The following is a 20,145-nucleotide window of genomic DNA, read 5'->3' on the forward strand; positions in this document are numbered from 1 at the left end:
AATGTGGCCGAATATGTTCGGGAAAACAGTCGGCCCGCTCACAACCCAACCCGAACATATGGCGTCGAACCACCAGTCCACAGAGCAAGTCGCGGCCCTGATTTCGGAGACGGCTGCACCCGTTGATGCGCCGACGGAACGTCTCGATGTGCAGTCGCTGGGGCCACCGAAGCCGCTCAAGCAGACGCTAGAGCGGCTTGCAGACCTTGACGACGAGACTATCCTCGTTCAGTTCAACGACCGCGCCCCACAGCACCTCTATCCGAAACTCAGAGACAGAGGCTACGACTACGAAAGTGTTGAGGCCGACGACGCAATAGTGACGGTTATCTGGCACAGATGAATCAGAACACAGAGCCGCCTGTCGATGTCGAGGAGGCGATCGCTCGTATCGACGGCCGTGGTGCGAAGATTCAGCGGGAGCAACTCGAACGAACGCTGTCACAGCTACAGCAGGACGGCGAACTAACGGCGGACCAGCGGCTGGCGGTTGAAGAACTGAGCGAACGGCTCGTCGAGCGACTGCTCGCTGTCCCCCGGGAAAGTCTACAGGACGCGGCGCGGAGTGCGGACGACGAGCGGATCGAAACGGCGATTTCCCTGTTCGAGTGACCCTACTTCGACGACGCTGCGAGGACGAGCAGTGCCTCGCTGTCCGCTGTTGCGGCAGGGGAGATGTCTTGGTCACCGTCAAACCGGACGATGTCGCCGGGAGAGAGCGATAGCGTCTCGTCGCCAAGCGTCAGGTCCACGGCACCCGAACGGAGGAGGAACACGATCTCCCGACCGGGATGCTTGTGGGCCGGAATCGACTCGCCTGCATCGAGCGTCAGCTGGATGGTCTTCGGTGCCCCTTCGAACAACCTCGTCCGGCCGTCCGAACCGCTGCCGAGCGTTGCTCGCTCCGTTTCAGCAGGTGAGGTCTCGCTCATTGTTTCGGGAGGTCCGCGACGAACTTCTGTGGGCCATCCTGCTCGCACCGGTAGTTCGCCGCGTCGAACGCTTCGACCTCGGCTTGCATCTCGTAGAACAGCGGCTTCGGCTCGTGGTCGTTGATGATTCGAAGCGTCTCCCCGGAGGATAGCGCCGCGAAGGAGTCGTGTATCTTCGAGTGTCGTTCCGGCGGCGGCGTCTCGCGCAGGTCGAGTGTGGTTGCTGGCATCATCTGATTGTTTGCCGGGAGTCGGGGAGGGGGTTCCCCCGAACACGTTCGGGAGTAGGTCCTGATGTGTGCCGTCCGTTCGTTTCAGTATGAGCCTTCTCTCTGGCCTCCGTGGCGGCTCAGACGTCGGGTTCGATAGTTACGGGACCTTCGTTCCCGAACACAACCCGGACCCCGGCCCGTTCCTGTCTGAGACAGCAGTACTGACCGGCACCGACCACGCCGCTTTCCACCGACTCACGATGGACCTATTCGACGAGCGCGGCGTGTACGACATGACCTTCGGGTACAACCTCGCACGGCTAAATCTCGACCACCGGCACCCGGACGCGGGCTTCCGCTACGGCCGTGAATCGGACAACAGCAGTGTGCTCAGGGCCGAATTCACGCCGACAACCGAGTTCTGCCCCCAGAGCGACACGCTGACTGTCGGCGCGTTCCGCGCTTGGAACGGGCTGTCGGACCGCCACGAGTACGACCTCGTCCGCGTCCGCGTGAGCCCGGGCCACCATCAGAGCACGGAGATCAACGACAAACTCCAGCGACTCGAAACGCGATACCGGCAGACCGGGAAACTCCAGACAGACGGTGAGGCCGAATCGTCCGACGAAGGGGTGCCGTTCTGACAGAATATAGTCAGTAGAGCGGCCTTCTCCGTACACTCACGAAGCCACAGTCGCTAGAATGCATGGTCAGCCGACGAAATCAGATTGCCATGATTCTGGAAAAACCGCTCACTTCGATGACTGAGGACATGGAAAACGTTATATGGTTTGCTGGGCGACATATCGTAAACCGAGCCAACTGGGTGGGATATCGGTGGCTTAGTGGGCTGGTGAAGTCATGCCCTACAACAGCAAGCAGTAAAACATCAGAAAACGATGAGAATAGATTGCGTCCAGCGCGACATCACGGCTGGCCGGAGGCCGCACTGAGATGAGCAGCGGCATCTTCCGGGACGCGGACGGCACATACAACAAGCGGCTTCTGGGACTGGTTCTGCTCGTGTTACTCGCTGTCGTCGGGACTGGCGTTGGGACCCTCGGTCTCACCGACAGCAGCGACTCGGTCCCTACCCAGCCTGCCACCGAGATGACGCCCAGCCCGACAGAGACACCGGCCGGAACCGACGCCGCCCTGACCGAGAGTGGCGGCAGTGCCTCACCACCACCGAGTGCGCTCCTGTCCGAGACCCCGACAGAAACGCTGGCTAACAATCAGTCGGACGGGAACACCACCAGCAACACGACGGCTGAATAATCGGCAGTAAAACGGCGGTTCCTCAGGAAAACAGCAGATTGAGGTTGAACCCAGTCACGGCGAGCCCCATCACTGTCAGAAGGACCGGCGGGCCATAGTAGAGCAGCGGGTCCTCCTCAAGCACGCCGCCCCAGATGCTCACGCCGAGACAGGCGTAGATCACGAGAAGTTTGAGTCCGAGGAAACCGCCGCCGCCGAACGACTGGATCGCCCATCGAATCGCGGGATTGGCCTCTGTGAACGTCGGAACGAAATAGACGATAGCGATCGTCGTAACCACATCGCCGACACCGTACGTCGCCAGCGCCACCGCCCATACGCTGGAGAAGGACCGACCGGAGAAGCAACTCCCCTCCAGTGTCAGCCAGTCACCGTCGGCAGCACCCATACTGCATCCGGGTATGGGCAGCGGCCATATATACTCAGAGGGCCAGTTATCTGATTTGAAAAGGGAAGACTTCGGTCTGATACGGGTGAGATACTGAGCACAATCCCTCGACAAATATGTCTAGAAGGCTGCATTCAGCTTTTTGAGAAATAGAGGTCCAGTGGGCAGTCACCACTCGTCTTCATCTGTGAGTCTCAGCTGCTGGGGATGAGTATCGACTTGTTGTACTGGTGATACCCTCGGCAGTCGCCGGTCCCGTGCTACCGGTGCGGATGTACGTTTGCGTACTACCAGCGCGGGTGCATGGAAAGGGACTTATCTTGTGGGCGGCCACGACGAGGTAATGAGCCTGTCCGACGCGGACCACGAACTCGTGGTCGAGGAGATCGGTCGGGAGCCGACACGGGCGGAGGCCGCTCTCTTCGAGAACCTCTGGAGCGAACACTGCGCGTATCGCTCCTCCCGTCCCCTGTTGTCGGCGTTCGACTCCGAGGGCGACCAAGTCGTTATCGGCCCCGGCGACGACGCGGCCGTCGTCTCCCTGCCGACTCACGACGACGGCGAGGAGATGTACATCACGATGGGCGTCGAGTCCCACAACCACCCGTCCTACGTCGACCCGTTCGACGGGGCGGCGACGGGTGTGGGCGGTATCGTCCGCGATACGCTGTCGATGGGTGCGTACCCCATCGCACTCGCGGACTCACTGTACTTCGGTGACTTCGACCGGGAACACTCCCGCTATCTCTTCGAGGGCGTCGTCGAAGGCATCTCCCACTACGGGAACTGTATCGGCGTCCCGACTGTCGCCGGGAGCGTCGCCTTCCACGACGGCTACAAGGGGAACCCGCTCGTGAACGTCTCCTGTATCGGCCTGCTGGAGCCCGAGCGGACCATCACCGCCGAGGCACAGGAACCGGGCAACAAGCTCGTCCTCGTCGGCAACGCGACGGGGCGGGACGGCCTCGGCGGCGCGTCCTTCGCCAGCGAGGACCTCGCCGAGGACGCCGAGACCGAGGACCGGCCGGCCGTCCAAGTCGGCGACCCGTACTCGGAAAAGCTTCTCATCGAGTGCAACGAGGCGCTGCTGGACGAGGCCCTTGTCGAGTCCGCCCGCGACCTCGGCGCGGCCGGTCTGGGCGGCGCGTCCTCTGAACTCGTCGCCAAGGGCGGCCTCGGCGCACGCATCGAACTCGACCGCGTCCACGAACGCGAGCCCAACATGAACGCCATGGAGTACCTGCTCGCCGAGAGTCAGGAGCGGATGGTCTACGAGGTCACACCCGAGAACGTCGACCGTGTGGCCGAACTCGCGGAGCGCTACGATCTGGGCTGTTCGGTCATCGGTGAACTCACCGACCCGGGCACGAACTACGTCTGTACGTTCGAGGGCGAGACAGTCGTCGACGTGGACGCGGCGTTCCTCGGCGACGGCGCGCCGATGAATGACCTGCCAAGCGACGCGCCGCCAACACAGGAACGGGACCTGCCGACGGTGTCGCTGGACGAGGCGTTCGAGCGTATCGTCGCCAGCCCCAATTGCGCCTCGAAGCGGTGGGTGTACCGCCAGTACGACCACGAGGTGCAGGTCCGTACGAGCGTCCTGCCCGGCGACGACGCCGCCTTGCTCGCCGTTCGCGAAGCCGGAACCGGGCTGGCCTTTTCGGCCGGCGCGGACCCCAACTGGACCGACGCCGCGCCGTACGAGGGCGCACGCGCTGTCGCGCTGGAAAACGCCACCAACGTCGCCGCGAAAGGCGCGACGCCCCACGCGGCCGTAGACTGCCTCAACGGCGGCAACCCCGAGAAACCGGACGTGTACGGCGGCTTCAAGGGAATTGTCGACGGGCTGGCCGATATGTGCAGCGACCTCGACGTGCCGGTCGTCGGCGGCAACGTCTCGCTGTACAACGACTCTCAAGAGGGACCGATTCCGCCGACACCGACGCTCGCGCTAGTCGGTGTCAAGGAGGGGTACGATGCCCCGCCGCTGTCGCTGTCCGGCGAGGGAACGCTGGTGGTCGTCGGCGACACTGCGCTGGAGGGCGAGACCGACCCGCGACTCGGCGGCTCCGAATACACTTCGCAGTTCGGCGGCACCGACCGCTTCCCCGCCCTCCCGGCGGATTCGACAGGGCTCATCGAGACGATTGCCGAGGTCGCCGACGCCGACCACGTACTGGCGAGTCACGATGTGAGCCACGGTGGGCTGGCGGTGGCACTCGCGGAGATGGTCCACGAGGACGCCGGCGCGACGGTCGAGGTGGAGACAGTCGAGCGCGGCACCCGGAAGCGACTCCTGTTCAACGAGCGGCCCGGGCGCGTCGTGTTCGAGACGACCGACCCGTCGGCTGTCCGTGAGGCCTTCGACGGTGTCGCCCCGGTGACAGAACTGGGCGAGGCAAACGGCTCGAACCGGCTTGATATCACGGTCAACGACGAGACGCTGCAATACGACGCCGCAGCTATCACGGACCTGCGCTCAGTCATCGAAGACGAACTAGCCTGATTACCAGCGGATATCGAACCGCGCACCGCCCATCTCGCTCTCGGAGACTGTGACCGACCAGCCGTGCGCTTCAGCGATGCTCTGAACGATTGACAGGCCGAATCCTGTCCCGTCAGAGTTCGTTGAATAACCGTGTTCGAACACTAGCTCACGGTCATCTGGCGGAATACCGGGGCCGTCGTCCGCAATGGAGAACCCGTTCCGTTCATGGGAGGGCGTGGACACGACAACGGTGCATTCCGCGCCGGCGTGCTCGATGGCGTTCCGGTAGAGATTCTCGAAGAGTTGCTGGAGGCGCTCGGAGTCCGCCTCGATGCTTGCTTCGGTTTCGACCGTGAGCGTCGCGTCCTCAGTTTCGACCTGTTGCCACGCGTCGGCCGCGACGGTTTCGATGGAGACACTCGCGGTCTCTCCGACGACTCGCCCCTGCCGAGCGAGCGTCAGCGTGTCATCGAGAATCCGCGCCATCCGCTCGTGTGCCGCGGCGACCTCCTCTAGCCCTTCCCGAACAGCCCCGTCCTCGATGTCGTTGAGCAGGAGGTGGGTGCGGCCGGATGCGACGTTCAACGGGTTCCGAAGGTCGTGGCTGACGATACTGACAAACTCGTCAAGCCGCTCGTTCTGGTGTTTGAGCTGCTGCTCGCGACGCTTGCGCTCAGTGATGTCGGTGTATATCCCGTACCCTTCCAGCTGGCTGCTGTCACGAGTGACAATGGTGCTCCGAAACAGGTAGGTCCGGACTTCGCCCGACGCGGTCATCCGCCTGACCTCTTGCTCCGACCGGCCGGTCTGTTCCCACCAGTCTGCCCTGATGACATCGGAGTCCGCTCCGGGTGGCGAGAGGAGTGCCCGAAGCTCCGTTCCGACTGCATCCGTCTGGTCGTAGCCGAACGAGTCAACGAACGCTTCGTTAATCGACTTGACGTACGGCTCTCGCTGCTCAAACTCGACGACGACAGCCGGGTTTGGGATGTTCCCCAGAAGCGCATCAAACCGTTCTTGCGCCGCCAGCTGCACCCGGAGTTCGCTTGCGACGAGTGCCACATACCCCTCGTTGTTGTGCTGGATTATATCGCAGATGTCCTGTGCGTCCGTATCGTCTAGCTCTGTTTCGCCACCGATACCAAGGTCAGCCATCGCGTCGTCGACGATAGCCGACGCCTTCTCGATTCCGACCGTTTCTGCGAACTTTGAAACGAGGCCTGTTCGATTCATCTGTTACTCCGGCAGTGCGAAAAGCACTGTTGTCGTATTGTGAAAGCCACTGAGTTGTCCAGCCTGCATACACAGCTCCCCGTAGGTCTCGAACCCTGCAACTGGGGCCGACAGAGTCGATGTGATGCCGTCGACAGCCGATGACAACGCGTCATCGAAGAGAATCTGACGACACGCACAGTCGTAGACGAACGCGCCAGCGATAGCGTCGTCGCTCAGTGAGACAGCGTCGACAGCGGCCTGCTCGGCGGATGCGATCTGGTCGGCTTTGTTCCCATGCATAACACGGAGGACAGTCCCCTCCGGAATATCGACGGCAAACTGTAGCGCGCCAGTCTCTTCAATCGCAGTCCGGGGCCAGCGAATCTTGTATGTCTCACCCTGATCGATACCGAACAGGTATGCGACCATGAGCTTCCTGAGCTCCGCTGAACCGACTGCGACGTCATCGACGGCTATCCCCGAGGTCTCCGCAACGTGGTCCCGGACAGCGTCCTTCCACACCGCAAACGCTGGTTCACCGTTGAGTTCGTGAACTACGTTTCCGGACACGTCGGTTACCTCCCACGGCTCCGAGATGGGGGTGTGGCCGTGGTTGACGGTAATGATTGGACGCTTTTCGCCGGAGACGAGCACGAGAACGACTGCGTCATCGACAACCGATTCGTCACAAAACACGGGTGTCGACTCCATTCGGAGCCCGTCAGACGCTGCCCCACCTGCAAATTCGACATAGGGGCCGAGCCGTCGCTGGACAGACAGCGACAACTGCTCGCCGACGCCAGACAGCCCGTCGTGGAGAACAATTGCTGACTGGTACGGTTCCTCGATATTATCGGGGAGCGCCCGAACGGCATCCCTGACAGCCCCGCGAGTGTTCTCGCTGAGCCCGCTGGCAAGGGCTGTATCGAATCGGAACGAATCACTGGTAACGAGTGTGACGGCCACGCCGGTCTCCATCGCTCGCTCCTCGGTGAATGTGCCGCTAGCCGTACAGCCGACAACGGCTGTCTCGTCGTCGACGAGCGCATTAACGCCCGCCAGAGCGGCTTCTGGATTGATGTCAGAGCTGACAAATATTTGGCAAAAATCCACTCGCTCGGTGTTCAGTCGGTCACGAGCAGCTTTGGTCGCCTCCCGGCCAGCGCGCCGACCAGCGGTCGCCACTGACGTTCCGGTTGCGACCGCCGTACTCGCGTCCGACTGGGGCGGCATTGTACCATAGATATTCGCGTGGAGGCGTATATACTCTCGCCAGAGCTATCAGAACTGATACCTGTGGCGGCCGGCGTGGCTGTCCCGAACTGATCAGGCCAGCGCCAGCGCGATGCCGAACGTAAGCACCAGTCCGACCAGTAGTACACCGAGTCCTGTGCCGACCTGAGACATCGTGAAGGGGCTCTGTGGAGCCGTCGACCGAAGCGGCGGTTCTCGCGCGGGCAGTTCGACGTGGGCGGGGTCGTAATCCGGACGGTCCTCCTCGTGGTGGTCGTCTGCCATGGGCGGTGCTTCTGTGGCGTCGTACGTGTAGCTGTCGGATTGCCACTGGGTGCTCGGTCAGACACTTGCACCAGTCGAAACGGTCAAACGGCGCTGTTGCGAACCCACAGGTATCTGATGACGCTCACGAAACGGATTATCCCCTGTATCGACGTGGACGTAGACGAGAACGGGGACGCAGCGGTGTATACGGGAGTCAACTTCGAGGACCTAGAGTACACCGGCGACCCGGTGGAGATGGCGAAAGCCTACAACGAATCAGGGGCCGACGAGTTCGTCTTTCTGGACATCACTGCCTCCGCGGAGGGCCGTGAGACGATGCTCGACACCGTCTCGGCGGTCGCCGACGAGGTGTTCATTCCACTGACCGTCGGCGGGGGTATCCGCACCCGTGCCGACATCAAAGAGACGCTGCGGGCCGGTGCGGACAAGGTGTCGATAAACTCCGGCGCTATCGCCGAACCCGACCTCATCAACGAGGGCGCGGCAGCGTTCGGGAGCCAGTGTATCGTCATCTCCGTCGACGCACGCCGTCGCTTCGACGACGAAGGCGAGTACTACACCGAGGTCGACGGCGAGTCCTGCTGGTTCGAGTGTACGGTCAAGGGCGGCCGCGAGGGAACCGGACTGGACGTCGTCGAGTGGGCCACCGAGGCCGAAGAACGCGGCGCAGGCGAGCTGTTCGTCAACTCCATCGACGCCGATGGGACCAAGGACGGCTATGACATCCCGCTGATGCAGGCCGTCTGTGACACCGTCTCCACGCCGGTAATCGCCTCCTCGGGCTGTGGCAGCCCGGAAGACATGGAGGAAGTGTTCGTCGACGCCGGCGCGGATGCCGGTCTGGCAGCCTCGATCTTCCACTTCGGCGAGTACTCTATCGCCGAAACCAAGGAGTATCTCGACAGCAAGGGGATTCCGGTCCGGTTGTAACGCCGTTCTTGCCGTTGGATTGATACAGTTCCTCCCCACACCCGGCATCCCGCGTTCATGACGCAGTTCTCCCGAAGCCGCTGATACCTCAGCTCTGCCGTGTCCTGACTCTCGATATCAGTTTTCGCTGCCAACAGTCACGGTTCTCCCAGCTACCGGTAGCAGGCGTCAACGGGGTCGAACAACCCCCAAGAAGTCGACCTGTGGCCGAGCGGTCGTTGGGGGAACGCAGCCGGAGAATCGAAGCACTGTGGCTCGGTATCGGACAGGTTTTATCCGCCCAACACGGAGATTCAACAATGAAATGGCGGTGTGAATGGTGTGGCAAACCCCACGAAGAGGATGACCCGCCGTGTGACAACTGCGGACACGGTTCCTTCGAGGAGGCCGTAACGCAGGTCAACGAGGAGGTCGTCGAGGGTGGGCCCAGATGGGTCTGTCTTGACTGCGGTCGTCAACACCAGAAGAACTCCCCACCGTGCAAGCGCTGTGGCGGGAGTAACTTCGAGCGACGGACGGGACCACCTGAGGACGACCCGCTCGACGAGATACAGACCGGCTGGCTGGACGTGGTCGAGACGAAGTACGTACTCGGCTACGCCGCCGTGGCGGTGTTGCTCGGCCTCATCGTGCTCGCTGCTGTGGGCGGTATCACGTTGCCGGGCTTTGCCGCTGATACCCCCGCTGGCCCGCCAGAGATTGCGTCCCCGGCCGGGAGCGCCGATACGGTCGGCTCGCTCTCGCTGGCCGAGGTTGAGGACACCTACGTCGATGTGTACAATGTCCGGCGCTCGGGCATCGGCGGCGGGACCGTCTCGCGGAACGCGACCATCGACGACGCTGCAGCCTACTACAACAAGGGTCGTGTCGATGCTCGATACGACAACGCGGAGCGGCCCACGCGGGAGGGTGTGTCCCGGTTCTCCCTCCCCTGTGACCGGCCAGTCGTGGTCAGCTACGAGGTGGCCTACGACCGAACGCCCCAGTCACTCGACCAGTTCGGGAACGAGACGGCGCTGGCGACCGCGCTCGTCGACAGCTACCTCGAGCGGGGCAACAGGATTCAGCGGGCAGACGCTGGACTGATCGGTCTCGACATCCACGTCGGTCCGGACGAACGCGTGTTCGTCACGTACGTGCTCTGTTAGAATTACGCGGCGGCTTCGAACGCAGCGGTGAAGTTATCCGCCTTCTCGATGACAGCGTCAGTCCCGGCTTCGAGCGCGGAAAGCGCGTCGACGCCCTCCTCGGTTTTGATGGTCAGGACCGGATCGGTCTGGCCACCGGACTGTTCCGGGTTCACGTCGTAGGTCGCCGCCGTGACGCCCTCTGTCTCCAGCAGCGCTCCCTTGATGACGTTCATGAACGTGTGGTCCTCACCGGCGATTTCGATAGAGAGTTCCGTATCGGATTTGTCGATAACGCGAAGGTCCATACCCATTCTTTGGTCACCTGCGACCCATCAACGCTTCGCTTCCCGTCCGCTGTGTCGGTGACGCCGTGAAGCCCGGGAACTACACGAGCGCGTACACCATCAGGAAGCCAAAGTAGATGAGTACGAGCGCGCCCAGTGCCTGCAGTCGGAACGTCGAAAGCGACGCTTCCTCCTCGTCGTGGGCCGCTCGGAAGGCTTCAATCTCCTCGTCGTCGAGTTCATTGGGGTGGGCCAGACCGCGGTGGAGCGCGAGCCAAGACTCGCGGGCGAACGGCCGGCCGCAGTACGAACATGTATAGGCCGTGGCGTCGGCCGGGACATCGTAGGCTGTGTCGTCGGTGCGTGCCGCTGCCGTATCAGCCGCCGGTTGGGTTGCTGTGTCAGTCATAGATGTGGAAGTGCCACCTCCGGCTGGGAGACGACCCAGAGGCTCGTCATCGTGTAAAACACCATAACCGCGATGAAGGGGTACTGCGACCGAATCGCCTGTAGTCGCGCGGGAAACAGGTCGTACGCGGCGGCGTGGGCCACCCAGATAGCGACCAGATGCCCGACGATGACAGACGCCAGTGCGACCCCGCCGAACCAATCCGGGAGTTCGATGGTCGGCACTACTGCCGGGTTCGCGAACGGCGACGTAAGCGCGACGGCAAGCGAGGGCACGAGCACGAGGAAGTACCCGAGGTAGTGCGCGAAGTGGTAGCCGACGGCGATGGCGACAAGCGGCGGCGCGAACCGCTGTGCGAGAACCGCCGGTGCCAAGTACGTGTCCGACATCTCACGAGCGGACCGGACCGCGAGTCGATACACGCCGAGGAAGAAGGCGAACCCGACAGCGAGTGCGACCGGGTACAGGAGGTGCGGCGGGACGCCGGCCTCGACAAGTGGCGTCGTCAGGTCCCGCCAAGCGGGTGTCGTGACCAGCCCGTCATAAGTCGTGACCCACAGCAGGGCGACCACGAACGCCACCTCGTCCGGGCCGTCGACCAGCCGCGGCGTCGAGAGGTCCATACCGGGGAGCCGAAGTCGGAGCCCGGTCTCGTCGCGGCCGATGGGTGCAAAGCGGCCGTAGTAGCGAAACACCCGCTCCACTGGGTCGGCATGAGCGAACCAGTCGTCAGCTCCGAACACGAACGCGCCTGCGAGTGTCAGCACGGCGTACCCGGCGATGACCGACGCGAGCAGTCTCGGCTGATCGGCGAGTGGGCTGACGACCTCCAGCCACACTAGAACGAGCAGGCCGCCGACGGCGGGCCACGAACCGACGCGGGCCGGGTAGGGGCGGTCGAGCGTCGGGAGGATTCCCGCGAGGGTCTTGAACGGATTGAGCGTCGCCCAGCTGTTGCCCACGAGATACGTTGTCATCGCCAGCCCGGCCCACCAACCGACCCAGACGAGCAGTATCGCGAGATTCGTCCGGGCGTTCGTCGGCCCGAGGAAGCCGACGACGAACACCGCGGCGAGTCCGGCGAGCCCAATGAGTTGGCCGGCGAGCCCCAAGACGCGCTCGAAGTCCCCGGACAGCGGCCGTCCCCAGTCGTGGATGCGCTCGATGAACGCCCGGTCGGTGACGAACGACGCCAGCAGGAACGACGCGCCGACGGCCGCGCCGCCGGTACTCAGAAAGAGCCACGTCGGGATCGTCAGTGACTCTCGACCGCCACCGGCGAGACTGCCGCCGTGTGCGCTCGCCGTCCCTGTCGCGGCCAGCCAGCCCAGCCCACACACCACCAGCGCGACTGTACGACGCCTCCCAGATGTCATCGTCGGCAGTTGGGCCTTCGCCCCTGTGTAGCTTCCGGGATGCCGGCGAGTCACCGGTCGGATCGGGGTTGCGGTGGCACAGGCCGCAGGGAATTGGATGGGCTTTTAGTATTCCGTTCGCAAGGGCCCTAGTATGAGTGTCTCCGATGAACACGCGGACGACGGGCACGGGGAGCATCACCTCCCGGCGACGGAGGACTGGCCCCACGGGTTCGGCGAGGCCAGCTGGTGGCCCTTCGTGACGGCGATCGGTGGTTCGGGCATCTACGTCAGCGCGGCCCTGCTCGTGCTCTCGATGGGCGAAAACGCACTAGTCAGCCAGACGGTCGGGGCGGGAGCAATGGCCGGGAGCGTCGGGCTCTTCCTCGTCGGCATCTACGGCTGGCTGTATCACGCCTTCGTCTCCGACTTCTGGGAGCGCGGGACGGACTACCACTCGGATAAAACGCTGAAGTTCGCGATGCTCCTGTTCTTGGGGAGCGAAATCGCTACATTCGGCGCTGGCTTCGTCTACTACTTCATCGTGCGCGGCGGCGAAGTCTGGGCACAGGCGGCAGTGCCCGAGGTGTTTGGCTCGCTGGTCATTGTCAACACGCTGATTCTGATCGCCAGCTCGGTGACGCTTCACTTCAGTCACCTCGCGCTCCGGAACGGGAACCGGAGCCGATTCCTGAAACTACTTGGCGCGACGCTGTTGCTGGGAATCGTCTTCATCGGCGGACAGGTGTACGAGTACTACGAATTCATCGTTCACAAGGGCTTTAGTATCGGTGGTGGCATCTACGGGTCCGCGTTCTACGGTCTGACTGGGCTCCACGGCCTCCACGTCACGATGGGTGCGGTTCTGCTTGGTATCGTCTTCATCCGTGCGTACTACGGCCAGTATTCGGCTGAACGGCACACCTCCGTCTCGACGGCGTCGATGTACTGGCACTTCGTCGACATCGTCTGGATCTTCCTCGTCGTCGTGCTCTACATGGGCGCGAACCTAGTGTAAGTCGTCGACGAGTTTTAGACGGCCGACACCCGTTTCACACGCATGGACCAGCTCGATGTCAGCGGCAGCTTCGATGTCCACGAGTACCGACACGGGCTCAAACTGCTGAAAGACGACCGCGAGACGATGACGCTATCGAACCGGAAGGGGTTCGCCTGTCCGGCCTGTGGCAACGAGTTCGAGACGCTCTTTATCAGTGAAAAGCGGACGAATACTTTCGGAAACCCCGGGTCGCCCTTCTGCCTGATTCGGACCGACGACCAGCTGCTGGTCCTGACACATTGAGCCGCCTCGCCACCGGTAACAAGGCTTATACCACCCGATACAATTCGGTGAGATATGCATCGGAGTGTCCCTGCAATCGGTCTCGCTATCCTCGTCGTTCTGTCCGGCTGCGTGACGGCGACGGTTGACTCAACAGTGGCCGCCGACGGCACAGTTTCAGAATACGACCTGACCCTCGAGATGTCGCCGTCAGTGTATGACGGTTTCCAGAGTCAGGCCCAGCAAGAGGGCTATGACTCAGTCGAGGGGTATCTGCTGGCCGACGTGAACACCAGCCGGATGGCAAACCACACGTACGAACAGGAACTAGAGGGTGAGAACGTCACGCTCTCGATGACGTTCACGGACTGGAACCCCGGCCCGGAAAGCGATGTATCGACTAACGTCAGTGAGGGCAACGTCACGTACGAAGACCGGACGTTCCTCACGGCGAATGAGGATACCGACGTGGCCTTCGGTGATGGCGTCGCGGTCGAGTACCAGCTGACGATGCCTGCCGACATCTCGTCATCGAACGCCGATATCGTTCAAAACGAGACCGCTGTCTGGGAGTACGCGGCTGACGAACCGGTCGACGAACCGATCCGCGCGACCAGCCCGGCCCCATCGTCCACCTTCGGCCCCGGCATGGGGATTCCCGTCGCAGTCGTAGCACTGCTCGGGGCTGCATTGCTGGCCAGCCGGGACTGAGCGAGTCGTATCGTCGGTCAGTACACCGAACTTCAGGAACTGGTCGCTCTTGTCGACCGCGGCGCGGTCGACTCACACACGACACAGTACGGACTCGACGACGTGCACACTGTCGCACAGAGGGAGATCGGTGGCCGGGTGGGTATCACGCCCTGAACAGCCTGTGTTGCGATGCCGTGTCGCCCGACTGGGCACTCGCCGTCCGACTCACCGACCGTCGGCCCGGGTCTGTTCTGTTTCGTCAGCCAGCTCGTGATAGCGTCTGAGAAACGCGTCTCGGCCTACGGTCCCGGCCCCGGCCGCTTCGAGCCGGTCCTCTAGCCCGGTCCGGTCGAAGTGACAGTGCTCCTTATAACAAGGCTTACACAGGTACTCGAAGGACTTGTCGTCGCGGTCCCAGCGGTCGCCGTACTTATCGTATTCTCGGGCATCCGACCGGGCGACTGTTTCACCGCAGGCGATGCAACAGACCTCTTCATCGGTGGCGCGGTGCCAAGCGTTCCTGAAATCCATCAGAATCGCACCCCATCTGACAGCCCGCAAGTGTGTCCGTCGTGCCGCTCTCGCGGGCACATCGCAGTTCCCGCCGGCAATCCGTACTGTGTGACCATCGTTTACAGCTAGACGGTCCGTCCAACGGTCCGTTGCCGTATCGCATCACTGCTGAGGGTCGTTTTTATACGGGGCCGCGTCGCACCGCCAGAGAAGCGACGCAGTACCTGCGGCTACTATCAGGCCATCGCCAGTAGGAAACACAGCCTGCTCGTCAGAACGGCACTCGAAGCGGGACGTCGATAGAGGGATTATGAGCCACGGGCGAAGCGAGCCTCTCTCTGGTTCAAATCGCTCAATAGCTTTTGCTCGTCGGGTTCGTTCCTCACAGAACGCCGATGGAGGGATTTGAACCCTCGCGCTTCGTCGTGGATACGTAACTGCGGCTCGGAACGCCGGTCAACCGAAGGACGTGACCGGTGAGCGGGTAAATATGACTTGACGGGTGCTGGACAAGCACTACGACAAGGGGACACACGACCAAAAGGCTGAACGCCGTCGTTCCTACATAAAGGATATTTGAGCGCCTACTTAACCAAGTGATATGCTAAGAAAGTGGATTAAAATAGTTCTCTCGATATTTCTGGCAATATTCTTTGCTGTGGTATTGTTGGTGGTTCTGCTCGCTGTGGGGGTAGTGATGTTTATTTTTGAGGTTCCTCGGAAGGTGGGCCAGTATCTACGAGTTGAAAGTGCAATCAGAAAAGCTGTATTCTCAATTCTTGACAAAGAGGAAATGAGACAACTTAGAGACGATATTCTACATATTTTGGAAGCAAAAGTTGACGAAGATGAGACACTTGATAGATGGGGACTCCTAAGGCAGATAGACGAATCACAGGAAAAGTTGGAGAATCGTCTAAAGAATGGAGAATTTGTCTTTACATTTTTCGGAGGGATTGCCGGACTAATCGTTGGTAATGTAGCTGGAATCGCAATAGGTGGGGTTGTCTTGACTGTCTTTGGACTGATTGTTGCCCTACTCGTTACTGTTAGAATAATAATAACTGATGCATTATTTTACCGTAGCGTAAATCATCGGACAGACCCCATTGAGCGGTTACAAATCCTGAAAGGGTGGAACTCCGGGCCTGCGTTAGCGACAGGAGCAATTGGTGTTGCTATTGTGTCACTTATCACCTCGCCGGAAGATGAAGGATTCCGCTGGGGTCAGAATATTTTGGAGTGGTACGTCAAGCAAAAATTCACCGGAGAGAATAAATGGCGAATTGAATAATTTCTGTAAACATCGGGAACGCGGGGCCGCAGTGCCCTCAAAGCAACAATTAGCACCACAAACCGGCAAAAACGCCCGTGTAGCAGGGGCTAATTACTCACTCCGAAGCCCGAAAAACTAGTAAGCAGGCCGCTGTCTATCCATTTAGGCTGTTCCGAGAAGGGGAAGCCGGTGGAGGGATTTGAACCCTCGGCCTAATCCTTACGAAGGATTCGCTCTGCCAGTCTGAGCTACACCGGCGCCGTGCTCGCGTACATCAGTTGTTGGACGCATAACCGCAATAAGGATTGCGAATCGGGACCACCGAGAGGGACGTTCTCACTCCGCTCGTGAGCCGACGACGGTGACCGGGTCGTCCGCTTCAAGCAGCACCTGCTGGGAGACGCTCCCGAACACCGCTTTACCGGTCGGTGACCGCTTTCTGGACCCCATGACGATCTGGTCGACGTCGAACTCGTCGGCCAGTTCGATGATGCCGTCCGCAGGCGGTTGCTGGCCCTCGGCCAGTTGGACATCGACATCGTGGTCTTCGAGGTAGTCACGCACGAGCCTGACTGTCGAGATCCGCTCGACGTTGCGTATCTCCTCGGGCGCTTCCGCCTCTTCCTTGGTCAGTGCGTGGGTGATGACGGCCTCGATATCGGTGTCGGCGGCCGGTAGCTCCGCGACGAAGGCGGCTTGGCCGCGAGCGCGGTCCTCGTCAGCGTCGACAGGGACAAGTATCGTGTACATGTTTTACCCTCCTAGATACAAGCGTCCGACTTCCTCGTCGTTAAGCAGTTCGGTCCCGGTGCCGGTGAATTTGATTTCACCGCTTGCGAGCACGAAACCGCGGTCAGCGACAGAGAGCCCCTTTTCGGCGTTCTGCTCGACGAGCAGGATGGTCGTCCCGAGGTCGTTGAGTTGCTCGATGCGCTCGAACACGTCGTCGATGAATCGCGGTTCGAGCCCGATAGAGGGCTCGTCGAGCATCATCACGTCCGGTTCGACCATCAGCGCGCGGGCCAGTTCCAGCAGGCGACGCTGGCCGCCTGAGAGGGTGCCGGCCGACTGGCTCCGCAGGTCGTCAAGCACCGGGAACTCCGCGTACAGTTCCTCGGCGCGGGCGGCGGCGCGGTCGTCGTCGTTGAACACGTAGCCGCCCATCAGCATGTTCTCGTGGACGCTCATCCCCGGGAAAACGCTGGCGTCTTGCAGCACGTAGCTCATCCCGTTGGCGAGGTTCTGCTGGGGCGACCGACCGGTGATCTCCTGACCGCGGAACGATACCGCCCCGGATTGGACGTCCGCAAAGCCGTAGATGCTTTTCATCAGCGTGGACTTCCCGGAGCCGTTCGGGCCGATGAGACAGGCGACCTGTCCGTCATCGACGGCGATGCTCACGTCGTGTAACACGGTGGTGTTTCCGTAGCCAGCCGTGACGTTCTCCATCTGGAGGATCGGGTCGGCGGTGGAGTCAGCGCTCGCGTCTGGTGTGGAAGCCATACTCACTCCCTCCCGAGGTACGCGTCGAGGACGCGCTGGTCGTTCTGTATCTCTTCGGGCGTCCCGTTAGCGATGCGCTCGCCGTGTGCCAGAACGTAGATTCGGTCGGCGATGTCCATGACGAAGTCCATGTTGTGTTCGATGAGGAAGATTGTCGACTCCTGCTCCTCGTTGGCGTTGCGGATGTAGTCGATGAGGTTTCCCAGCATCGAGGGATTGATTCCTCCGGCCGGTTCGTCCATCAACAGAATATCGGGTTCCGACATCAGCTCCATCGCGAACTCGAGCAGCTTCTGCTGGCCGAAACTCATCCGCCCGGCGCGGGTCTCTGCCAGCCCGCCGAGGTCCACGTAGTCCAGCAGTTCGTCTGTTCGAGCGAGCAGCGAACTGTCGGGGCGACGCATGAGACTGGACACGCCAGCGCCACCCTCCTGAGCCGCAAGCAGCAAGTTCTTCCGGACGGTCATGTCCCCGAAGATGCGGGTCTCCTGAAACATCCGGCCCAGACCGGCCCGCGCGATCTTGTGTTCGGGCCAGTCCGTCACGTCCTCACCCTGAAGATAGACCCGGCCCTCGTCGGGCGTCAGCGTCCCAGTGATGCAGTTGAACAGCGTGGACTTGCCGGCACCGTTGGGCCCGATGAGGCCGACGATCTCGCCGCTGTGTATCTCGATGTCAACGTCGTCAACAGCGGTCAGACCGCCGAAGCGCTTCGTGACGCCGTCCGTCCGTAGCACCGCACGGTCGCTGTCCGCCTCTGTCGCCGGGCCACTCGTCGCTTTACTCATCTGCACTCACCTCCGATCCGTCGTCGGTATCTGTGGCGGCCATGCCGCCGTGTTTGTAGTAGTCCATCTGGCTGGCGTATTCGTTGAGCGTGCCGACGACGCCCTTGGGGAAGCCGATGACCGTGACGATGACGGCCCCACCGAGCAGGACGAGCTGCCACCCGACGGCGTAGGTCTCGACGATCTCGATGATGGTATGGAGCCCGAACGCACCGATGACGGGTCCCGCAACGGTGCCAGATCCGCCCAGCAACGCCATCGCGATGAGCTCGACGTTCCACGCGCCGTTGTAGGCCGTCTGGGGGTCAATGAACGTGTTGAACAGGCTGTACGCCGCACCGGCGAACCCGGTGAACAGTCCGGCCAGCATCCACGCGGCCGTCTTGTAGTAGGTCGTATTGAACCCCATCGCCGTCGCCTTTTCTTCGTCGTCGCGGATGGCGTTGAGGACGAAGCCAAAGCGCGTCCCCGAGAGGTAGTACACGAGCGCCATCTCGGCGACGAGGACGCCCAAGAAGAGATAGTAGAACGTCTCGGCGGACGGCGTCTGGAGCAGGATCTTCCCGCTGGCGCCGCCGGTGATGTCGAGAATACGGGAGACCTGCTGGGCGACCAGTAGGACACCCAGCGTCGCGATGGCGAAGTAGTGCCCGCGAAGCCTGAGCACGATGACACCGATAATACCCGCGAAGCTCACGGCGAGCAGGCCGGCTAAGAGGAACGCGACCGGGAACGCGAGGGCGAAGTCCTTGGTCAGAATCGCCGTCGCGTACGCGCCGATACCGAAGAAGGCCATGTTCCCGAAACTGGGGTAGCCGGTCTGTCCGCCGACAATATCCCAAGACAGCGCCAAGATGGCGAACAGGAACATCTCGGTGAGCACCGTCATGTAGTAGCCGCCCTGCAGTCCGAGGACGGGGAACGAAGCCGCGACCAGCGTGCCGATACCGAGGAGCGGCCAGCCGTAGTCGTCACAGGTCCCGAGGAACCGGTCGACCTGCTCCGGGGGCAGAATCGACCGTAGGACGCCGCCTGACTCCTCGTCTGTCGTGCTCATTGCTCAGCCCCCGTGCCGAACAGGCCCTTCGGTTTGAGGATGAGCAGGACGATGAGCAGCGAGAAGCTCACGGCGAGCGTCCACTGCGAGGAGATGAACCCTGCGACCAGTTCCTCGACGGACCCGAGTAGCAGGCCGCCGATGAGCGCGCCGGGGATGCTCCCGACGCCGCCGAAAACCACGATGATGAAGCTCTTGAGCGTGTAGATGAGCCCCATCTGTGGTTGCACGTTCAGGATAACAGCGATGAACGCGCCGATACCGCCGGCGATGGCGGAAGACACACCGAAGGTCATCGCGCGGGTGTGCTCGACGTCGATACCGACTAGCGCAGCGGCCTCGGGGTTCTGCGAGACAGCCCGTATCGCCCGGCCGGTCCGTGTCTTTTGGAGGAAGACGTACATGAGCGCCGTCAGGACGATGGCACCAGCGAAGGCGACGAGTTTCATCTTCGGAACGACGATACCCGCAATCGACATCGACGGGTTCGCGAAGCTGACCTGAATCGACCGTGGATTGGCCGACCACGCCTGTATCGCGAGCTGCTGGATGGCGATACTCGCGCCGAATGTCACCAACAGCGTGAGGAAGATGTCCGTCCCGATGACCCGCGAGACCAGCGTACGCTGGAGCGCGTAGCCGATGCCGAACAGCACTGCAATAGCGACCGGTACCGTTGCCAGAAACAGGAGCGGCGATCCCTCTGCGTTCCCCGTGACCAGCGTCAGCATCCAGTAGGAGGTGTACCCTCCAAGCATCACCATCTCGCCGTGGGCGAGGTTGATGATGTCGACGACGCCCCAGATGAGTGCGAATCCGACCGCCACGCCTGCGAACAGCGCACCGACCAGCAGGCCGTTGACGACGAATTGGGTGGCAGCCATCGCT

The 20,145-nt window shown here is 61.8% G+C and carries 26 protein-coding genes, 1 tRNA gene and 2 pseudogenes; 13 read left to right on the forward strand and 16 right to left on the reverse strand.

The annotated features are described in order from the left end of the window. Nucleotide 1: 1 nt before the first annotated feature. Nucleotides 2-343, forward strand: a complete 342-nt coding sequence (locus tag Har1129_RS07695; RefSeq protein ID WP_151100127.1) for a DUF2249 domain-containing protein — start codon at nt 2-4, stop codon at nt 341-343. After that, nucleotides 340-612: a glutamyl-tRNA reductase gene (locus Har1129_RS07700; RefSeq protein ID WP_151100128.1), complete on the forward strand. Its 273-nt coding sequence runs from the start codon at nt 340-342 to the stop codon at nt 610-612. The genes Har1129_RS07695 and Har1129_RS07700 overlap by 4 nt, the downstream gene beginning before the upstream one ends. Nucleotides 613-614: 2 nt before the next feature. Here Har1129_RS07700 and Har1129_RS07705 read toward each other — a convergent pair whose 3' ends face one another. Together Har1129_RS07705 and Har1129_RS07710 are read right to left on the reverse strand one after the other, a co-directional pair. Next, complete coding sequence (locus Har1129_RS07705; RefSeq protein ID WP_151100129.1) at nt 615-932, reverse strand: cupin domain-containing protein; 318 nt, start codon at nt 930-932, stop codon at nt 615-617. Further along, nucleotides 929-1,162, reverse strand: coding sequence for a DUF2249 domain-containing protein (locus Har1129_RS07710; RefSeq protein ID WP_151100130.1), 234 nt, complete (start codon nt 1,160-1,162; stop codon nt 929-931). The genes Har1129_RS07705 and Har1129_RS07710 overlap by 4 nt, the downstream gene beginning before the upstream one ends. Nucleotides 1,163-1,251: 89 nt before the next feature. Between Har1129_RS07710 and Har1129_RS07715 the strand changes: the two genes are divergently transcribed. Both Har1129_RS07715 and Har1129_RS07720 read left to right on the forward strand, forming a co-directional pair. Beyond that, a complete protein-coding gene (locus Har1129_RS07715; protein WP_151100131.1) occupies nt 1,252-1,788 on the forward strand; it encodes a hypothetical protein in 537 nt (178 codons plus the stop codon). A gap of 310 nt (nt 1,789-2,098) precedes the next feature. Then, nucleotides 2,099-2,422, forward strand: a complete 324-nt coding sequence (locus tag Har1129_RS07720; RefSeq protein WP_151100132.1) for a hypothetical protein — start codon at nt 2,099-2,101, stop codon at nt 2,420-2,422. 22 nt (nt 2,423-2,444) lie between these two features. On the opposite strand, the gene Har1129_RS07725 is transcribed toward Har1129_RS07720, so the two are convergent. After that, complete coding sequence (locus Har1129_RS07725; protein WP_151100133.1) at nt 2,445-2,810, reverse strand: hypothetical protein; 366 nt, start codon at nt 2,808-2,810, stop codon at nt 2,445-2,447. Between the two features lie 343 nt (nt 2,811-3,153). Between Har1129_RS07725 and purL the strand changes: the two genes are divergently transcribed. Continuing rightward, a complete protein-coding gene (purL, locus tag Har1129_RS07730) occupies nt 3,154-5,319 on the forward strand; it encodes a phosphoribosylformylglycinamidine synthase subunit PurL (RefSeq protein ID WP_151100134.1) in 2,166 nt (721 codons plus the stop codon). Here purL and Har1129_RS07735 read toward each other — a convergent pair whose 3' ends face one another. The 3 genes from Har1129_RS07735 to Har1129_RS07745 form a co-directional block, all read right to left on the reverse strand. Further along, entirely contained in the window at nt 5,320-6,534 is a 1,215-nt protein-coding gene (locus tag Har1129_RS07735; RefSeq protein WP_151100135.1) for a HAMP domain-containing sensor histidine kinase, read from the reverse strand. A 3-nt stretch (nt 6,535-6,537) separates the two neighbouring features. Then, nucleotides 6,538-7,749, reverse strand: a complete 1,212-nt coding sequence (locus Har1129_RS07740; RefSeq protein ID WP_151100136.1) for an FIST signal transduction protein — start codon at nt 7,747-7,749, stop codon at nt 6,538-6,540. A 93-nt stretch (nt 7,750-7,842) separates the two neighbouring features. Continuing rightward, nucleotides 7,843-8,034 carry a hypothetical protein gene (locus Har1129_RS07745; protein WP_151100137.1) on the reverse strand — a complete coding sequence of 64 codons (192 nt, stop codon included), beginning with the start codon at nt 8,032-8,034 and terminating at the stop codon, nt 7,843-7,845. Between the two features lie 117 nt (nt 8,035-8,151). Here Har1129_RS07745 and hisF point away from each other — a divergent pair, with 117 nt between their 5' ends. Together hisF and Har1129_RS07755 are read left to right on the forward strand one after the other, a co-directional pair. Next, nucleotides 8,152-8,967, forward strand: a complete 816-nt coding sequence (gene hisF, locus Har1129_RS07750) for an imidazole glycerol phosphate synthase subunit HisF (protein WP_151100138.1) — start codon at nt 8,152-8,154, stop codon at nt 8,965-8,967. 299 nt (nt 8,968-9,266) lie between these two features. Next, nucleotides 9,267-10,115, forward strand: a complete 849-nt coding sequence (locus Har1129_RS07755) for a hypothetical protein (RefSeq protein ID WP_151100139.1) — start codon at nt 9,267-9,269, stop codon at nt 10,113-10,115. 2 nt (nt 10,116-10,117) lie between these two features. On the opposite strand, the gene Har1129_RS07760 is transcribed toward Har1129_RS07755, so the two are convergent. From Har1129_RS07760 to Har1129_RS07770, 3 genes are all read right to left on the reverse strand, one after another. Then, the gene (locus Har1129_RS07760) at nt 10,118-10,402 is read right to left on the reverse strand and encodes a DNA-directed RNA polymerase subunit L (RefSeq protein WP_151100140.1); all 285 of its coding nucleotides are present in this window, start codon (nt 10,400-10,402) and stop codon (nt 10,118-10,120) included. Between the two features lie 79 nt (nt 10,403-10,481). Then, a complete protein-coding gene (locus Har1129_RS07765) occupies nt 10,482-10,790 on the reverse strand; it encodes a C2H2-type zinc finger protein (protein ID WP_151100141.1) in 309 nt (102 codons plus the stop codon). Beyond that, nucleotides 10,787-12,133 (reverse strand): hypothetical protein, encoded by a 1,347-nt coding sequence (locus Har1129_RS07770; RefSeq protein ID WP_151102112.1) that lies wholly within the window; start codon nt 12,131-12,133, stop codon nt 10,787-10,789. The genes Har1129_RS07765 and Har1129_RS07770 overlap by 4 nt, the downstream gene beginning before the upstream one ends. Before the next feature lie 166 nt (nt 12,134-12,299). On the opposite strand from Har1129_RS07770, the gene Har1129_RS07775 reads away from it, so the two are divergent. From Har1129_RS07775 to Har1129_RS20945, 4 genes and pseudogenes are all read left to right on the forward strand, one after another. Further along, a complete protein-coding gene (locus tag Har1129_RS07775; protein WP_151100142.1) occupies nt 12,300-13,163 on the forward strand; it encodes a heme-copper oxidase subunit III in 864 nt (287 codons plus the stop codon). A gap of 42 nt (nt 13,164-13,205) precedes the next feature. Next, entirely contained in the window at nt 13,206-13,448 is a 243-nt protein-coding gene (locus Har1129_RS07780) for a flagella cluster protein (RefSeq protein ID WP_151100143.1), read from the forward strand. Between the two features lie 54 nt (nt 13,449-13,502). After that, nucleotides 13,503-14,138 carry a PGF-CTERM sorting domain-containing protein gene (locus Har1129_RS07785; protein WP_151100144.1) on the forward strand — a complete coding sequence of 212 codons (636 nt, stop codon included), beginning with the start codon at nt 13,503-13,505 and terminating at the stop codon, nt 14,136-14,138. A gap of 9 nt (nt 14,139-14,147) precedes the next feature. Further along, nucleotides 14,148-14,294 (forward strand): annotated as a pseudogene (locus tag Har1129_RS20945) (NAD(P)-dependent alcohol dehydrogenase); the annotation flags it as partial. Between the two features lie 51 nt (nt 14,295-14,345). Here Har1129_RS20945 and Har1129_RS07795 read toward each other — a convergent pair. Next, the gene (locus tag Har1129_RS07795) at nt 14,346-14,651 is read right to left on the reverse strand and encodes a hypothetical protein (protein ID WP_151100145.1); all 306 of its coding nucleotides are present in this window, start codon (nt 14,649-14,651) and stop codon (nt 14,346-14,348) included. A gap of 397 nt (nt 14,652-15,048) precedes the next feature. Here Har1129_RS07795 and Har1129_RS21335 point away from each other — a divergent pair. Both Har1129_RS21335 and Har1129_RS07805 read left to right on the forward strand, forming a co-directional pair. Further along, a pseudogene (locus tag Har1129_RS21335) lies at nt 15,049-15,213 on the forward strand (integrase); the annotation flags it as partial. Nucleotides 15,214-15,234: 21 nt separating this feature from the next. Further along, on the forward strand, nt 15,235-15,927 hold the full coding sequence (locus tag Har1129_RS07805; RefSeq protein WP_151100146.1) for a hypothetical protein: 693 nt from the start codon (nt 15,235-15,237) through the stop codon (nt 15,925-15,927). A 166-nt stretch (nt 15,928-16,093) separates the two neighbouring features. Here the strand turns inward: Har1129_RS07805 and Har1129_RS07810 are convergent. From Har1129_RS07810 to Har1129_RS07835, 6 genes are all read right to left on the reverse strand, one after another. Then, nucleotides 16,094-16,167, reverse strand: a tRNA-Thr gene (locus tag Har1129_RS07810). A 78-nt stretch (nt 16,168-16,245) separates the two neighbouring features. Next, nucleotides 16,246-16,659, reverse strand: coding sequence for a universal stress protein (locus Har1129_RS07815; protein ID WP_151100147.1), 414 nt, complete (start codon nt 16,657-16,659; stop codon nt 16,246-16,248). A gap of 3 nt (nt 16,660-16,662) precedes the next feature. Continuing rightward, nucleotides 16,663-17,412, reverse strand: coding sequence for an ABC transporter ATP-binding protein (locus Har1129_RS07820; RefSeq protein WP_151100148.1), 750 nt, complete (start codon nt 17,410-17,412; stop codon nt 16,663-16,665). Between the two features lie 2 nt (nt 17,413-17,414). Continuing rightward, nucleotides 17,415-18,200, reverse strand: coding sequence for an ABC transporter ATP-binding protein (locus Har1129_RS07825; protein WP_151100149.1), 786 nt, complete (start codon nt 18,198-18,200; stop codon nt 17,415-17,417). Further along, on the reverse strand, nt 18,193-19,257 hold the full coding sequence (locus Har1129_RS07830; RefSeq protein ID WP_151100150.1) for a branched-chain amino acid ABC transporter permease: 1,065 nt from the start codon (nt 19,255-19,257) through the stop codon (nt 18,193-18,195). Before Har1129_RS07830 ends, Har1129_RS07825 begins: the two co-directional genes overlap by 8 nt. Continuing rightward, the gene (locus Har1129_RS07835; RefSeq protein ID WP_151100151.1) at nt 19,254-20,141 is read right to left on the reverse strand and encodes a branched-chain amino acid ABC transporter permease; all 888 of its coding nucleotides are present in this window, start codon (nt 20,139-20,141) and stop codon (nt 19,254-19,256) included. Before Har1129_RS07835 ends, Har1129_RS07830 begins: the two co-directional genes overlap by 4 nt. Nucleotides 20,142-20,145: the final 4 nt, after the last annotated feature.

Source organism: Haloarcula sp. CBA1129, from assembly GCF_008729015.1.
Taxonomy (GTDB): domain Archaea; phylum Halobacteriota; class Halobacteria; order Halobacteriales; family Haloarculaceae; genus Haloarcula.

Coding starts and splice junctions, on each gene's coding strand:
- Har1129_RS07715 (WP_151100131.1), top strand. CDS start 1,252: ATGAGCCTTCTCTCTGGCCTCCGTGGCGGCTCAGACGTCGGGTTCGAT.
- Har1129_RS07820 (WP_151100148.1), bottom strand. CDS start 17,412: ATGGCTTCCACACCAGACGCGAGCGCTGACTCCACCGCCGACCCGATC.
- Har1129_RS07765 (WP_151100141.1), bottom strand. CDS start 10,790: ATGACTGACACAGCAACCCAACCGGCGGCTGATACGGCAGCGGCACGC.
- Har1129_RS07755 (WP_151100139.1), top strand. CDS start 9,267: ATGAAATGGCGGTGTGAATGGTGTGGCAAACCCCACGAAGAGGATGAC.
- hisF (WP_151100138.1), top strand. CDS start 8,152: ATGACGCTCACGAAACGGATTATCCCCTGTATCGACGTGGACGTAGAC.
- Har1129_RS07835 (WP_151100151.1), bottom strand. CDS start 20,141: ATGGCTGCCACCCAATTCGTCGTCAACGGCCTGCTGGTCGGTGCGCTG.
- Har1129_RS07780 (WP_151100143.1), top strand. CDS start 13,206: ATGGACCAGCTCGATGTCAGCGGCAGCTTCGATGTCCACGAGTACCGA.
- Har1129_RS07740 (WP_151100136.1), bottom strand. CDS start 7,749: ATGCCGCCCCAGTCGGACGCGAGTACGGCGGTCGCAACCGGAACGTCA.
- Har1129_RS07720 (WP_151100132.1), top strand. CDS start 2,099: ATGAGCAGCGGCATCTTCCGGGACGCGGACGGCACATACAACAAGCGG.
- Har1129_RS07795 (WP_151100145.1), bottom strand. CDS start 14,651: ATGGATTTCAGGAACGCTTGGCACCGCGCCACCGATGAAGAGGTCTGT.
- Har1129_RS07695 (WP_151100127.1), top strand. CDS start 2: ATGTGGCCGAATATGTTCGGGAAAACAGTCGGCCCGCTCACAACCCAA.
- Har1129_RS07705 (WP_151100129.1), bottom strand. CDS start 932: ATGAGCGAGACCTCACCTGCTGAAACGGAGCGAGCAACGCTCGGCAGC.
- Har1129_RS07825 (WP_151100149.1), bottom strand. CDS start 18,200: ATGAGTAAAGCGACGAGTGGCCCGGCGACAGAGGCGGACAGCGACCGT.
- Har1129_RS07775 (WP_151100142.1), top strand. CDS start 12,300: ATGAGTGTCTCCGATGAACACGCGGACGACGGGCACGGGGAGCATCAC.
- Har1129_RS07815 (WP_151100147.1), bottom strand. CDS start 16,659: ATGTACACGATACTTGTCCCTGTCGACGCTGACGAGGACCGCGCTCGC.
- Har1129_RS07710 (WP_151100130.1), bottom strand. CDS start 1,162: ATGCCAGCAACCACACTCGACCTGCGCGAGACGCCGCCGCCGGAACGA.
- Har1129_RS07760 (WP_151100140.1), bottom strand. CDS start 10,402: ATGGACCTTCGCGTTATCGACAAATCCGATACGGAACTCTCTATCGAA.
- Har1129_RS07735 (WP_151100135.1), bottom strand. CDS start 6,534: ATGAATCGAACAGGCCTCGTTTCAAAGTTCGCAGAAACGGTCGGAATC.
- Har1129_RS07700 (WP_151100128.1), top strand. CDS start 340: ATGAATCAGAACACAGAGCCGCCTGTCGATGTCGAGGAGGCGATCGCT.
- Har1129_RS07805 (WP_151100146.1), top strand. CDS start 15,235: ATGCTAAGAAAGTGGATTAAAATAGTTCTCTCGATATTTCTGGCAATA.
- Har1129_RS07830 (WP_151100150.1), bottom strand. CDS start 19,257: ATGAGCACGACAGACGAGGAGTCAGGCGGCGTCCTACGGTCGATTCTG.
- purL (WP_151100134.1), top strand. CDS start 3,154: ATGAGCCTGTCCGACGCGGACCACGAACTCGTGGTCGAGGAGATCGGT.
- Har1129_RS07745 (WP_151100137.1), bottom strand. CDS start 8,034: ATGGCAGACGACCACCACGAGGAGGACCGTCCGGATTACGACCCCGCC.
- Har1129_RS07785 (WP_151100144.1), top strand. CDS start 13,503: ATGCATCGGAGTGTCCCTGCAATCGGTCTCGCTATCCTCGTCGTTCTG.
- Har1129_RS07725 (WP_151100133.1), bottom strand. CDS start 2,810: ATGGGTGCTGCCGACGGTGACTGGCTGACACTGGAGGGGAGTTGCTTC.